The organism is Phenylobacterium sp. (assembly GCF_041691455.1).
Taxonomy (GTDB): domain Bacteria; phylum Pseudomonadota; class Alphaproteobacteria; order Caulobacterales; family Caulobacteraceae; genus Phenylobacterium.
Genome location: NZ_JBEPUO010000006.1, coordinates 55,573 through 69,782, shown reverse-complemented (window position 1 = coordinate 69,782; position 14,210 = coordinate 55,573). Strand labels below are relative to the sequence as shown.

Annotated in this window: 10 protein-coding genes; 5 read left to right on the top strand and 5 right to left on the bottom strand. The window is 67.1% G+C overall.

Annotation, left to right across the window (positions count from 1 at the left end):
* The first annotated feature begins 120 nt into the window (after positions 1-120).
* Entirely contained in the window at positions 121-1,437 is a 1,317-nt protein-coding gene (locus tag ACESMY_RS10965; RefSeq protein ID WP_372784624.1) for a dipeptidase, read from the top strand.
* Between the two features lie 26 nt (positions 1,438-1,463).
* Positions 1,464-2,594 carry a hypothetical protein gene (locus ACESMY_RS10960; RefSeq protein WP_372784623.1) on the top strand — a complete coding sequence of 377 codons (1,131 nt, stop codon included), beginning with the start codon at positions 1,464-1,466 and terminating at the stop codon, positions 2,592-2,594.
* A gap of 7 nt (positions 2,595-2,601) precedes the next feature.
* Here ACESMY_RS10960 and ACESMY_RS10955 read toward each other — a convergent pair whose 3' ends face one another.
* The 4 genes from ACESMY_RS10955 to ACESMY_RS10940 form a co-directional block, all read right to left on the bottom strand.
* The gene (locus ACESMY_RS10955) at positions 2,602-4,212 is read right to left on the bottom strand and encodes a serine hydrolase (protein ID WP_372784622.1); all 1,611 of its coding nucleotides are present in this window, start codon (positions 4,210-4,212) and stop codon (positions 2,602-2,604) included.
* A 19-nt stretch (positions 4,213-4,231) separates the two neighbouring features.
* Complete coding sequence (locus ACESMY_RS10950) at positions 4,232-6,304, bottom strand: prolyl oligopeptidase family serine peptidase (RefSeq protein ID WP_372784621.1); 2,073 nt, start codon at positions 6,302-6,304, stop codon at positions 4,232-4,234.
* 84 nt (positions 6,305-6,388) lie between these two features.
* Positions 6,389-7,339 (bottom strand): ornithine cyclodeaminase family protein, encoded by a 951-nt coding sequence (locus ACESMY_RS10945; RefSeq protein WP_372784620.1) that lies wholly within the window; start codon positions 7,337-7,339, stop codon positions 6,389-6,391.
* Between the two features lie 9 nt (positions 7,340-7,348).
* The gene (locus tag ACESMY_RS10940) at positions 7,349-9,310 is read right to left on the bottom strand and encodes a serine hydrolase domain-containing protein (protein ID WP_372784619.1); all 1,962 of its coding nucleotides are present in this window, start codon (positions 9,308-9,310) and stop codon (positions 7,349-7,351) included.
* A 177-nt stretch (positions 9,311-9,487) separates the two neighbouring features.
* On the opposite strand from ACESMY_RS10940, the gene ACESMY_RS10935 reads away from it, so the two are divergent.
* Positions 9,488-10,204, top strand: coding sequence for a helix-turn-helix domain-containing protein (locus tag ACESMY_RS10935; RefSeq protein ID WP_372784618.1), 717 nt, complete (start codon positions 9,488-9,490; stop codon positions 10,202-10,204).
* Here ACESMY_RS10935 and ACESMY_RS10930 read toward each other — a convergent pair.
* A complete protein-coding gene (locus ACESMY_RS10930; protein ID WP_372784617.1) occupies positions 10,167-11,624 on the bottom strand; it encodes a M81 family metallopeptidase in 1,458 nt (485 codons plus the stop codon). The two genes, ACESMY_RS10935 and ACESMY_RS10930, sit on opposite strands and share 38 nt — an antisense overlap.
* 158 nt (positions 11,625-11,782) lie before the next feature.
* Between ACESMY_RS10930 and ACESMY_RS10925 the strand changes: the two genes are divergently transcribed.
* Both ACESMY_RS10925 and ACESMY_RS10920 read left to right on the top strand, forming a co-directional pair.
* Entirely contained in the window at positions 11,783-13,042 is a 1,260-nt protein-coding gene (locus tag ACESMY_RS10925) for an MFS transporter (RefSeq protein ID WP_372784616.1), read from the top strand.
* Positions 13,039-14,166 (top strand): NAD(P)/FAD-dependent oxidoreductase, encoded by a 1,128-nt coding sequence (locus tag ACESMY_RS10920; protein ID WP_372784615.1) that lies wholly within the window; start codon positions 13,039-13,041, stop codon positions 14,164-14,166. Before ACESMY_RS10925 ends, ACESMY_RS10920 begins: the two co-directional genes overlap by 4 nt.
* Positions 14,167-14,210 lie beyond the last annotated feature (44 nt).

The following is a 14,210-nucleotide window of genomic DNA, read 5'->3' as shown; positions in this document are numbered from 1 at the left end:
CGCGAGCCGCGGTTCCGCAGCCTGGCGCAGCGCTGACTGAAGCAACTTCACGAATGGTGTTGACGCATGCAATGGTGAATTTTCCAAAATGGCAAATTGTAGAAATCGGGGGCGATGGGGATGGCGAGCATGCGCGCGGCGATGAGCCTGGGCGGCGCGGTGGCCCTGGCCATGGCTTTGGGGTGGGCGTCGGCCGCGGCGTCGGCGGATTCCGCCGCTTCCGATGCGGCCCGGATCGAGCGCATCCTAGCGCAGACACCGCTGATCGACGGCCACAACGACCTGCCCTGGGAACTGCGCGAGCGCTTCGCTGAGAAGGCGGCGTTGACGGACCTGCAGCAGGGGGCCGGCGCGCTGATGACCGACATTCCCCGCCTGCACAAAGGTCATGTCGGCGGACAATTCTGGTCGGTGTTCATTCCGGTGGAAATCCAAGGACCACTCGCGGTCCAGGTGACGATCGAGCAGATCGATCTCGTGAAGGCCCTGGCCAAGCGCTATCCCTCCGATCTGGAGATGGCCTATTCCGCCGCCGACGTGGCGCGCATCCACAAGGCCGGCCGGATCGCGTCGCTGATCGGCGTCGAGGGCGGCCACCAGATCGATGACTCGCTGCCCGTGCTGCGCCAGATGTACGCGCTCGGCGCACGCTACATGACCCTCACCCACACCAAGAACACAGCGTGGGCCGATTCCGCCACCGACAAGCCGGTCCATCACGGACTGACGCCGTTCGGCCGCGAGGTGGTTCGCGAGATGAATCGGATGGGCATGCTTGTCGACCTCGCTCACGTCTCCGAGGACACCATGAAGGACGCCCTTCAGGTGTCCCGGGCGCCGGTGATCTTCTCGCACTCGTCGTCCAGGGCGCTGGTCGACAATGCGCGCAACGTCTCTGACGATGTGTTGCGTCTGGTCGCCAAGAACGGCGGTGTGGTGATGATCAACTTCTATCCGGGGTTCGATTCCGACGCGCGGTTCCGCTGGACCGCCGCGCGGTCCGGCGAGCAGGCGCGCCTGAATGCGCCGACCTTCGGCATCGACCTGGGCCAGCCTGAAAAGGCGAGCGCGGCACTCAAGCTCTGGGAGCAGCAGCATCCGGAGCCGCCCGTCGGAATCTCCGACGTCGCCGACCACATCGACCACGTGCGCGCCGTCGCCGGCGTCGACCACGTCGGCCTGGGGTCGGACTTCGACGGCATCCCCGAGGCCGTGACCGGCCTGAGTAGCGTCGACCAGTTCCCCGCCCTGCTGATGGAACTGATGCGCCGCGGTTGGTCTGACGCCGACATCGCCAAGGTCGCGGGCGGCAACGTGCTGAGGGCCATGCGCGAGGCCGAAGCCGTGTCCGCCCGGCTTCAGGCCACGGAGCCGCCTTCGGCGGCGACATTGGCCGGCCTGGATGCTCCGGCGGGCCGACCCCAGGCGGCAAACTGACATCGATGGGATCTGGGGACATTGACGTGAACAAGAAGACTGACTGGTTCCAGCGTTGGCTGCTTCCAGGCCTCGCCTTCAAGGCGGTGGTGATCGGCGGCGGCTACGCCACCGGCCGCGAGCTGGCGTCCTACTTCCTGCCCAGCGGGCCGCGGGGCGGCCTCTACGGCATGCTCCTGGCGACAGTGATCTGGAGCACCGTCTGCGCCATTACCTTCCTCTTCGCCTTACGCACCGCCAGCCGCGATTACCGCACCTTCTTCAAGAACCTGCTCGGCCGATTCTGGCCGCTCTACGAGGTCGCTTATCTGGCGGCGCTGATGGTTATTCTCGCCGCCTTCGCCGCGGCGGCCGGCGCCATCGCCCAGGCCGTCTTCGGCCTGCCGCCCATCGCCGGCGCCCTTGCCCTGGTCGTGTCGATCGCCTTCGTAGCGGCGTGGGGAAACGACTCGGTCGAGCGGCTGTTCAAGTACGTTTCGTTCCTGCTCTACGGCACCTATGCGGTCTTCCTGGTGCTGTCCCTGCTGCAGTTCGGTGGCCGGATCGGCGCGGCGTTCGCCGCCGAAACCCCCACCACGGGCTGGGGATCTGGAGGCCTGACCGACGCTGGCTACAACATCATCGGGGCGATCATCATCCTACCGGTCACCCGCCACCTGACCTCGCGCAAGGACGCCGTCATCGCCGGCCTGGTGGCCGGGCCGCTGGCCATGGCCCCGGCCATTCTGTTCTTCATCGTCATGGCGGGCTTCTATCCGACCATCCAACAGCAGGTGCTGCCCTCCGATTTCCTGCTGAACCAACTTGGGTTCCCGGCTTTCCGCATCCTCTTCCAGGTGATGATCTTTGCCGCGCTTCTCGAGAGCGGCACGGGCGGCGTGCACGCGATCAATGAACGCATCGCCCAGGCCTATCGGCGCGGCGACGACAGGACCTTCACCAAACCGATGCGCCTAGCCGTGACCGTGGCGATCCTGGCGGGTTCCGTATTCGTCGCCGATCGCGTGGGCCTGGTGTCGCTGATCGCCGACGGCTACCGCTGGCTCTCCTACGTCCTGCTGGCGATCTACGTCGCCCCGCTGATGACCTACGGCGTGTGGCGGCTGTCGCGCCCAGCGGGTGAGGACGGAGAGGTCGGCGCCGAGCCAGCGGCGTAGGGCGCACTCATGGCGCGGTCCGCGCGGTCCGGGTGAAGTCGAGGTCCTGGAAATCGAAGCTGAAGTCGACCGTCGGGGACAGCGGGGCCATCGTCATGCCGCTCACCGCACCGTCCATCCCCGTTCGGAAATTTACCAGAGCGTCGGCCTTCAGGCTCTTGTCGTCCCATCGCACCGCGAAGACATTGCCCTTCATCACCTGCATGTCGCCCTGCATGCCCTTGGTGCGGCTGAAGGCGAGCCGCAGCTTGTCGCCTTGCTTCGCCACCGTGGCGTCGCCGCGCCAGGGGTCGTGGTAGGTCCCGACATAGGCCTCCAGCGGTAGGAACGCGCGGCCGCCGGCGGCCTTGATCGCGGCCTCTGCGGCGCGGTCGGCGTCGTCGCCCTTCTGCATCTGCTCGGCGTTGCGCTTCTGCCAGACCCCCACCCAGTCGCGGGGCGCCTGGTGCAAGAATGCATCCAGCAGAGTCTGCATCATGGCCGACATGGCCGCCCCACTCTGCTGGTTGGTCAGCACAACGACGCCCACATGTTGCTCCGGCAGCAGGGAGACGTAGCTCACCATGCCGATCAGACCGCCGGTATGGGTCACCCGCTCGGCGCCGTCGTAGTCCTCCAGGAACCAGGCCAGGCCATAGTTGCGGAAACGCGTATGGGTCAGGCCTCCGGTGTCCGGCACGGGCACGATGGTCTGCGGCGTCCACATCTCTTTGTGGCGCGCCTCGCTGAACAGCGCCGAGCCGTCCGGCATGCGGCCAGCGGCGAGCTGGAGCTTGGCCCAGGCGGCCATGCCGGACGCGTTGCATTGGATCGAGCCCGCCGGGTCGTAGGCCGTGCTGGGGTCCGGCGGGACTTCGGTCAGCTTGCCGTCGATCACCACGTGCGGCGCGGCCACATCGCGGTTGCCCGCTGTGAGCGTCAGGGTCGCGGCGCAGCCGGTCCCCAACCTGTCCAGGATGCGGGTCTGAACGAACTGCTCCCAGCTGATCCCAGTCAGCCTGGGGATCAGGTCGCCGGCGACAATGTAGAGCAGGTTGTCGTAGGCGTACTTCGCGCGGAAGCTCGACGCCGGCGGCAGGTAGCGCAGGTTGTGGATGATCTCCGCGCGAGTGAAGTCGCTGGGCGGAAACAGCATCAGGTCGCCGGACCCCAGGCCCAGGCCGCTGCGGTGGCTGAGCAGGTCGCGCACGGTCAACTCGCGCGTGACGTAGGGGTCGTATAGCCGGAAGCCCGGTATCAGGTCGGTGACCTTGTCGTCCCAGCGCAGCTTGCCCTCGTCCACCAGCACGGCGAGCGCCGCAACGGTGAAGGCTTTGGTGTTCGAGCCGATGCCGAACAAGGTATCGGCGTCGACCTTCTCGGGCTTGCCGACCGCGCGGACACCGTACCCTTTTGCGAACAGCACCGTGCCGTCCTTGACGATGGCGACCGACATGCCGGGCACCTGGAACGTCTGCAGGATGCGCTGGGCGAGCTGGTCGACTTCCTGCGGGCGGGCGCCAGCGGGCAGCGCCGACGCGGCGGCGGGCGCGGCCTTGGGCTTGGCCCAGCCCGGCGTGACGACCGCCAGGCCGAGGACGCAGGCGAGGCCGGCGAAGGCTTTGCGGGATGGAAGCATGGACGTCCTCGTTTGTTGCTTAGCGACGTGCGGCCGGCGCCGCGGCGGCGTCCTGGCCGGGGCGCAGGTGACGCTGGAAGAAGTCGTCGGTGGCGTGGAAGAAGCGGATCCACGAGGCCTGACGCAGCAGGTCGTGGATCTCGTCCGGTAGGACCAGCTGTTCGACCTCGACGCCATGCTTGCGCAGCCCCTCGACCAGCTCCACCGACTGCGAGAACGGCACGTTGCGGTCGTCGTCGGCCTGCACCACCAGGACCGGCGAGGTCCACTTGTCCAGGCTGGCCATGGGCGAAGCGTTGAAAGCCCGCTTCCCTCCGTCCTCACCCGTACCCGGAAGGGTATAGATCCCAAGGGTGCTCCAGTCGTGGACGCCGGCGTAGTCGACCCCGGCCGCCAGGTCTTCCGACGCCCGCGAGAGGCCGAGCGCGGTCATCAGGCCGCCGTAGCTGCCACCCCAGATGCCGATGCGCTTTGGATCGACGTCCGCGCGGCCGTGGAGGTAGGTGATCGCGCCCTGGATGTCCTGGAACTCGCTGGAGCCCGCCGCGCCGAAGTTCTTGGCCTCGCGGAAATTCAGGCCGTAGCCGGTGCCACCGCGATAGTTCACCGAAAGGACGATGTAGCCCTCGCTCGCGAGATATTGGTTCAGCGCGTACATGTAGCTGTAGGCGTCCATCGGGTGCCAGCCGAGCAGCATCTGCCGCGTCGGCCCGCCGTGGAAGAACAGCAGGGCGGGACCCCGCGGCGCGCGCCCGGGCGGCGGCATGAACAGCTGGCCGTGGATCTTCAGCCCATCGGGAGAGTTGAATACCACCTGCTTGGGCTCGGTCAGGCGCGCTGCCGGGAAGTCCGTCGGCCTCGCTTGCGGGGCCAGGTCAACGAGCCGGCCGCCGCTCGCCAAAGCCGCCATGTGGATCGGCTGGCGCCAATCCCCGCTCAGGGCGACGATCTGGCCGTCGCTGGTGACCACAGGATTGTCCTCGATGGTCGGACCGTGGGTCAGCTGGCGAGGTGCGCCGCCCTCGGGCGCGACCTCCCAGATATGACGGTGATCGATGTCGCCCTGGTTGGAGGAATAGACCAGCCGCTTGCGGTCTTCGCTGAGCTCGGCGGTGAAGAGCTCGGAGTCACCGTTGGTCAGCTGCGTCACCGCCCCGCCCGCCACCGGGACCGAATAGAGCTGCAGCCAGCCACTGCGCTCCCACGGAAACACCAGCCGCCCGTTCGCGGTCCACAGCAGGGTGCGTTCGGTCTCCAGCGAGCGGAAGGCGCTGCCCTGCCCTTCGCCAGCGATCCAGGCCTGATGTGCCACGCCGGTCGCGGCGTCGGCGGTCCAGATCGACCAGGGTTGGGCGGTCAGGCTGTCGGCGAAGGGGCTGCGCCGCCCGGCCGGGATGCGGATGAAGGCGACGCTCTTGCCGTCCGGCGACCATTCCGGAGCGACGTCGCGGTCGACGCTCGGCTCCATCCAGGAGATGGCCTTGGCCGCGACGTCATAGACCCCAATAAAGCCGTGATCGCCGCGAGAGCTGCTGAACGCCAGCTTCCCGCCATCCGGCGACCAGACCGGCGAGCCGCTGCGGCCACGATCGTGGATCAGCTGGACCGGCGGGCCGCCGGCCACCGGCGCGGTCCAGATCTGATCGCCCAGCAGATAGGCGACCACATCACCGCGCGGCGAGACCACTGGCGAGTGGCCCGGCCCTATCGCGCGCGGCGCGGCGCCGTCCAGCGAGGCGATCCACACCTGCTGCGGCGGGGCGCCGGAGGGTAGGCTCAGCGTGTTCACCGGCCCGCCGCCTTCCAGGCTGCCGCCGCGGCTGTAGACCACGTGGCGGCCGTCCGCAGACCAGCTCACCTCGCCCATATCGACGCCCGCATCGCCCGTGTAGGCGGTAATGGCATGGGCGCTGAAGGCTCCGTTCGCCCCTGGCTCGGCGAACCAGACGTTGCGGCTGCCGCGTTCGTCATACACCCACGCGACACGGCCGCCCTGCGGCGAAGTCACTGGCGCGGAGGGAAACGGCGCGCTCATCAACTGCTCGATGCTGAACGCCGGCGCCGCTTGGGCGGCCGAGGCTCCGACGGCCATAGCGGCCGCCGCCATCGCGGCAAGAAAGAGGCTACTACGAAACGTGGGCATCTTTGGAGCTCTCACAGGTGGCGTGGATCGGGGTCATTGCAGGGTTTGATAGACGTACCAGCCGCTCCACAGATCCTGAGCGATGGCGCCCAGGGATTTGTAGGCGGTGACCTCAGACGCCGACGCGCGGCCGGCCACACGACCCGCCAAGACCTCGCCGATCTCGCCAAGGATGTGGTGCTCGTCCACCCGTCCGGAGGCCCGGGCGTTGATGAACTCCGCCCCCTGAGCCAGGACATTTTCGCGGCTGTCGACAAAGTAGCGCGACCGCGAGACGAGATCCTCATCGACCTCCGCCGGTCCCGCGCGGCTGGAGCCCACCAGGTTCACATGCGCGCCGTCCGGCAGCCAGGCGCCCTTCAGGATGGGTTCAGCCGCCGAGGTGGTTGTGCAGACGATGTCGGCCTCGGCGACCGCGGACCGCACGTCTTCTGCGACTTCGATCTCGAAGCCCTCGTTGGCGTGCAGCTCGATGGCCAGCCTTCGGGCATGATCCGGGTTGCGCCCCCAGATGACGATGCGGCTGAGCGGCCTCGTGGCCGAAATCGCCCGGATGTGGGCTTCAGCCTGTTCGCCTGTCCCAAGCACCGCGAGCCGGCTGGCGTCGGGCCGCGCAAGCGCGTCGGTGGCCAGCGCGCTGGCCGCGGCGGTGCGGATGCGGGTGATCTCGCCAGCGTCCAGCACACAGGCGGGTGACCCCGTTTGCGGATCGAACAGCACCACGACGCCCTGGTGGGCCGGCAGCGGAGAGCTTTCCGGATGGCGGAAGGCGCTGATCAGCTTGGCGCCGAAACGGTCGTCGGCGATCACGCCGGGCATCACGCCGAAGACTCCCTTGCCGCTCCTCAGCGGGAGGATTTGCCGTGGAGGCTGGTTTATGCCGCCGCCGGAAACGGCGATCATGGCCTCGCGCATGAGCGGCACACAGGCCTCGAAGGTCAGTACCCGGCGGATCTCGTCGCGAGTGATGAACCTGGGCTGCATGCGCCGACCTCAATAAGCGATCTGAGGTGTGATCAGCTTCAAACTGATCACGAACCAAATGGCGGCCAGGCACGACGCTGCGATTGCCACACTTGAGACCTTGGCCCACCAGCCGCGGCCAAGCTGGTTCCAGACCTGCCCGACATTGGCGATCGGTGCGACGGTACCCACGACGGCCACCAGCCCGACGACCTGGATGAGGCGGATGATCCAATCGGTGTCGCTGCCCAAATGCCGCTGAGACATGAGCCAGTACCAGAGCCAGGCGAAGGCAAGGTAGACGAGGCAGTCCAGGCGGGTCAGCCGATAGAGCCAGGCGGCCCGGCCTGTGAGTTCGAAACTGTGCCCGTACCACCGGCGAATGATCGCCGCCAAAGGCCAGGTCAAGACGGCGATCGCCAGGATCGCGCCGCTCACATACAGCAGCGGCGGGTTCCAGACCGCCGACATGGCAGTGGGCACAGGCTGCAGCGCCTCCACCGGCGGATAGTCGTCGCGCATGACCAGGGTGACCTTGCCGCCTTTGATCACCGCCGCCATCCGGCTGGCACTGCCGATCGCCTGATACTGGAAAGGTCCGATTTCGCGCCAGCGCTGCAGCTGATGGTTTACCCCGCGATAGGACGAAACGGTGACGACGCCATCCTGGTCTGAGGAGACCTTGGTCTGCCCCAACAGGAAGCTGAGGATTCTGGTCCAACCGGCGTCGGACCGTCCGGTGCCGACGTAGTAGCCGGCCAGGATTCGACCGTCGGTCTTGGCATCCGCCCAGGTCGGCGGCGCCGCCGACCTGGGCGCTGGGAAGTAGCGGTCGGTGAATCCCCTGAAGACTGAGGTTCGAAGGCCGCTGCCAAGCGCGCCTGCGCCGCCCGTACCCGCGCTGTTCAACGAGATGTACAGGCCGACGTGGTCGTCCAGGTAGAGGTGCAGGTCGCTGTGAAACTGGCCCGTGTCCCCGGCGTGACCGATCACCCGGTGTCCGTTCGCCGGTTCCTGATAGAACCCAAGCGCCATGCCGGGAAGCGCCGGCGCCGGCTGGAATTGCAGGCTGTGCATGTATTGCGCGGTCGCGGCGCCCAGGATGCGTTGGCCCTGATATTCTCCGTCTTGCAGATGGGCGATCATGAAACGGCTCAAATCCGAACCGGTCGTCGCCAGCGCGCCCGCCGGTGGCATCTGGACAAGCTCATACTGACCTGGAGGGCCCGACGCCGTCCGGTAGCCCTTCGACATATTGGCCGACCAGCCCTTGGGCAGCGGCTGCTCGAAGGTCGAGTGCGTCATGCCGAGCGGTGCGAAGATGTGCTGTGCGACGTAGCCCTCGAACCGTTCTCCGGAAACGCGCTGGACGATGTAGCCGGCTAGGGACGCGCCGTAGTTCGAATAGGCCGGCGTGGTCCCGGGCGGGAAGATGCGCGCGGGCATTGGCACGTCCCGCATCCGACCGAGTGTCTTGAGATGCTTGAGATCGGGCGGAAATAGATCCTTGGAAGTGTCGGCAAACCCTCCTGAGTGGGTCATCAGCTGCCGCATGGTCATCGGCGCGCCGTCGTAGGGCGGGACCTTGAAATCGAGGTACTTGTTGATGTCGGCGTCGAGGTTGAGTTTGCCTGCTTCAACCAGCTGCATCACCGCCGTCCAGGTGAATAGCTTCGAAATGGAGCCCGGCCGGAACAGCGTGGTGTCGGGATCGACGGGTCGCCCCGCCTTGACATCGGCCAGGCCGTAGCCCCGTTCGAATAGCGTTTGGCCGTCCTTGACGACCACGATTACGACGCCGGCGATGTCGGCGCGCTCCATTTCGGAGGGAACCATGCCGTCGAAATAGGCCCCGACGTCGTCCGCCGTCAGGGCGTGCGTCATCTGCCAGGCGCTCTGGACGGCAGGAGGCGGCGCCGGGTCAGCGCCCGCGGCGCCGGAAAGCGCGAACAGAAGAGCGGCAAGCGCCGAAATTCGGGAAGCTCGTGTCATCCGCCCCACACCTGCTGATCGCCGCGATGAGGTCACGTGATTTCTCTTTTCGCAAGCATTTTCCGGTTTAGATATATTCCCGCTCGCCGCGAAACTTGGTCGTCTTGGGTCGCTTGGTTGGACCTGACGACAAAGCCCATAGTAGGGTGTGGCGGGCGACAGCGGAGTTGATCTCGCGTGAATACGAAAGCAAAGCCGGGTGCGGTCCTGAAGAGCCTGCGACTGGCCAATGGCTGGACGCTATCTGAAGTCAGCCAACGCACCGGCCTTCCGGTTTCGACTCTTTCGAAAGTCGAGAACGACAAGATGTCTCTCAGTTACGACAAGCTGGCCCGGATCAGCCGGGGGCTGGAGATCGACATAGGGCTTTTGTTCTCGCCCGAAGGCGCCGCGGCGGCGTTGAGCCTGGTCACGGGCCGTCGCAGCATTACGCGCGCGGGCGAAGGCCGGGTGATCGAAACCGAGCCTTACGAGCATGTCTATCCAGTGGCCGACCTGCTGAACAAGCGCTTCATCCCAATCATCGCGGAGATTCACGCCCGATCGATTTCGGATTTCAGCGAGCTCATTCGTCACCCGGGCGAGGAGTATGCTTATGTCCTTGAAGGTACGGCGGAACTCCACACCGACCTCTACGCGCCCACCACGCTGAACACGGGAGATTCAATCTATTTCGATAGCGGAATGGGCCACGTCTACTTGAACGCCGGCCCGGGCCCATGCCGCGTGCTTTCGATCTGTTCGGGCGAGGAATCCCAGCTCATCGCAGCCCTCGCCCAGGCCCCGGCGCCGCCGCCTCGCGACGTCCTGGAAGGTCCGAAAGTCCTGGCGGTGCCGGGCGAAAAGACAAGGCGTGTCAAGCCAGCGGGTCGGCGACGCGCGGGAAGTAGTTGAGGTCAGACTTCTCCACGTAGGGCAAAGTGGCGAAGTCCATCTGGATCGCGCCCTGCGTCGCCACAGGGATGATCCTCGCCGCGATCGGCGCGAAGCCGGTCTGGAAGTGCTGGCTCGACTTCACTGCAACCATCTTTTTGTCCGCCAGAACGATGCCAAGGCCGGTGAAGGCGTCAGGCGAAAAGACCTGGGTGCGGATCGAGATGAGCACCACGTCGATCCCAGCGACTTCGATCCAGACGGAAAGTCCCATCCCCGAGCGCGACGTGCCGAGACCCGCCTGACTGTGGCGCTCGCGGACCGCGCGCACTGTGGCGACGACATCCAGGGGCTCCGCCGACGCCGGTCCGGACTTGCCGCCGATCCGCAGCCGCAGGGTCGCGCCGACGCCGGCATCGGCGCAGGCAAGGGCTGAGATCGGGTCCCAGATGGCGCCCAGGGCGGCCGACGTCACGCAGCGGTCCAGCATCGCCCGCAAGAGGCTGGTGTTGTCGCCCGGCGCGCCGCCGCCGGCGTTGTCGGCGGTGTCGGCGAGGACGACGAGGCCCCGAGTCTCCAGGGCCTGGCTAAGGGCCGTCTCGACGGTGGGGAAGCGTGGCAGGAGCGCCTCCCGGGCGTCATAGATTTCCCGTCCGATCGTCTCGGCCAGGCGGGCAGCCAGATCGGCGTCACCGTCAGTGATGACCAACACCCGCGAGCCGGTGTTCGGCGTATCGCCCCAGGGGAAGCCATGGGCGAAGCTCACCGACAGCACTCCTGGCTGCTGTTCCGCCGCCCGAAAGCCCGCCACCAGCGAAGCCATGGGCTCCTGCGTCGTCCGATAGAAGCCCACCATCCGGCAATCGAAGAGCGCCGAGGTCGGACGCACCTCACCCCGCGCCTTCGCCAGGCAGATTTCGTACAGGTCTTCGCCGCGCTCCAGATAGTCGTCGTGGGGATATTGCTTCATGAGCACGATGGCGTCGGCGACGTCCACGAGGGCCTGGGTGAGGTGGCAGTGCGGGTCGAGTTCGACACCGATGGCCGCACTAGGCCCGACGATCTCGCGCACCCGCTGCACGAGGTCGGTCTCACAGTCGTCGCATCCCGTCGACACCATGGCCCCGTGCAGGAACAGCAACACCATGTCGAACGGCCCCTGCTCGCGGAGAGCCGCCAGGATCTCGTCGCGCATGGCTTCGTAGACACTCTGGATGATCGGCCCGGAGGGTTGTGCCCAGGCGAACAGGCCCGCGACGAAGTCGTTGCCGTCGCGGACGCAGAGGTCGCGCCACCGTTGCGCGGTCTGGTAATCCGGCGCGCTCCCCCTCAGGACATCGCCGCCCCTGCGCATGCCCCCTTCGGCGAACGCCCGCTCGCCGGTCGGCCACGGCGCAAAGGTATTGGTCTCGCTTTGCAGTCCTGCGGTGAACACGCGCATGGCAAGCCCCACATTTCGGTTGCGGCAAATCATTTTCAGATATGTAAAGTCTTAGCGAAGCGGGGTGTCCCATTCAACCGATCAAGATCGTCTCCAGCTCCGAGAGCCTGACGGGCGGGGAAGCGCCCTGGCCGCCCGCGTCCCGCGCGTGGTGGGCTGTGGGCGTGTTCTGCATCGCCGCAATCCTATCCTACAGCGACCGGCAAATTTTGAGCCTGCTAGTCGATCCGATCCGCGCCGATCTGCATATCACTGACGTGCAGGTGAGCCTGCTGCAGGGGGCAGCCTTCAGTATGATCTACGCCGTTGCGGGCGTGGCGCTGGGGCGCGCGGCGGATGTGCTTCCCCGTCGCCTAGTGATCGTCGCCGGCGTGGCGATCTGGAGCCTGGCGACCATCGCCTGCGGCTACGCACCTTCTTTCGGGGCGCTCTTCGCGGCCCGGGCCGCGGTGGGCATCGGCGAGGCGGCGTTGGCGCCAGCCGCCATGTCGATCATCACCGACAGCTTCCCGCTCAATCGCCGCGGCGCCGGCACCGGCGCCTTCCTGATGGGCATGGTCATCGGGGGTGGCGTCGCCATCACGCTCGGCGGCTTCATCCTGCAGGCCGCGCAGGCGGGTGCGCTACACGGCGTGCCCTTGCTGGGCGCGCTCGCCCCATGGCGGGCCAGCCTGGTCATCCTAGGGCTGCTGGGCCTGCCGGTCGCCGTGCTGGCGGCCACCGTGCCCGAGCCTGCTCGCCGCCATCTGATCGGCGGGACGTCGGACCGCCCCGCGCCCTTCCGCGATGCGGCCGGGCGGTTGGCCGCGCTCTGGCCGACGTTGGCGCCGCTCTATGCAGCCATGGGCTTGGCGAGCCTCTGCGACTTCGCCATCCTCAATTGGCTCCCGACCTTCCTCACCCGCCGATTCTCGGTGAGCGTCGCCGAGATCGGAGTCGTCCTGGGCGGCGTGGTGATCGTCGGCGGGATCGCGGGGTCCTTCGGCGTCGGCCTGATCGGCGACCGGATGGCCGCAAGCGGCGGCGGGTCGTCTCGCCTGCGCTTAGCCGTGGGAACGATGGTGCTGGGCATCGTCAGCACCCTGTTCATCGTCGCGCCCTCGCCGGCCGTTGTCTTCGCCTTCGCGGGCCTGTGGATCTTCGCCTCCACCACCGGCCAGGCGCTGGGTCTCACGGTATTGCAGGAGTTGGCGCCCGGCGACGCGCGCGGCCTGAGCGTCAGCCTGGCCTCCCTGATCAACATCGGCATCGGCCTGGCGCTCGGCGCCGCCCTGCCGGCGCTCATCCTCGAACATGTGCTGCGCAGTTCCACTGCGGTCGGCGCGGCCATCACGATCGTGGCTCTGCCTTGCGCTGTCATGGCTCTGTTGCTCTACCGCGTCGCCCTGGCAGAGGCCCGAAAGATCGACAGGACATGAAGACCGAGACCGCCGACATCGTTGTCATCGGCGCCGGGATCGCGGGCGCCTCAGCCGCCGCGGCCCTTGCGGAAACGCACCGGATCATCGTCCTCGAGCGCGAGTCCTTTCCAGGAATGCACTCGACGGGTCGATCCGCGGCGCTGTTCTCCGAGATCTACGGCAGCGCACCGATCCGGGCGCTGTCGCGAGCCAGCCGCAGTTTCCTCTACGCGCCACCTGCCGGTTTCGTGGACGGGCCAGTGGTGCGCCAGCGCGGCGCGCTCCACATCGCCTCCACCGCGCAACTCGCCGCCCTGGATAGCTTCTGCATGCTGCCGGACGTCGGCCCGTCGATCCAACGTCTGACGGCGGCCGAAGCTCGCACCCTGTGCCCGATCCTCAAGGAAGACTATGTGGAGGCGGCCGCGCTTGAAACCGGATCCGCGGACGTTGACGTCAATCTGCTGCATCAGGGGTGGCTGCGGCAACTCAAGTCTCGGGGCGGCAAGCTCATCGTGGACGCCGAAGTGGTGAGCCTCAGCCGCATCGCGATAGGATGGCGGGTCGAAACGCCGGACCTGCGCATCGAGGCCAGGGTCGTCATCGATGCGGCCGGCGCCTGGGCCGATGTGATCGCTGAGCTCGCCGGCGTGAAAACCGTCGGACTTCAACCAAACCGCCGCACCGCCCTGATCGTCGATTCGCCCGCCGACTCGCAGAGCGATCAGTGGCCGATGGTCATCGACATCGATGAGCAGTTCTATTTCCGACCAGATGCGGGCGCCCTGCTGCTATCGCCCGGAGACGAGACGCCGACGGAGCCTTGCGATGCGCAGCCGGAGGAACTCGACGTGGCCATCGCGGTCGACCGGGTTCAGCAGGCCACGACGCTTGAAGTTCGGCGCATCCGGCGCAGTTGGGCGGGCCTTCGCAGCTTCGTGGCCGACCGCAGCCCCGTGGTGGGCTATGCGCCCGATGCCCGGGGCTTCTTCTGGCTCGCAGGCCAGGGCGGCTACGGGATCCAGACAGCGCCGGCCATGGGCCGGCTGGCCTGCGCGCTGGTGAAAGGCGAGCCCGTACCGGACGATCTGGCGGCCTTCGGCGTCGATGCGCATGACCTGCGCCCGGACCGCTTTCACTGAAGTCGCCACGCGAAGCTGGCGATCCCGCATCGGGCATTCCGGCG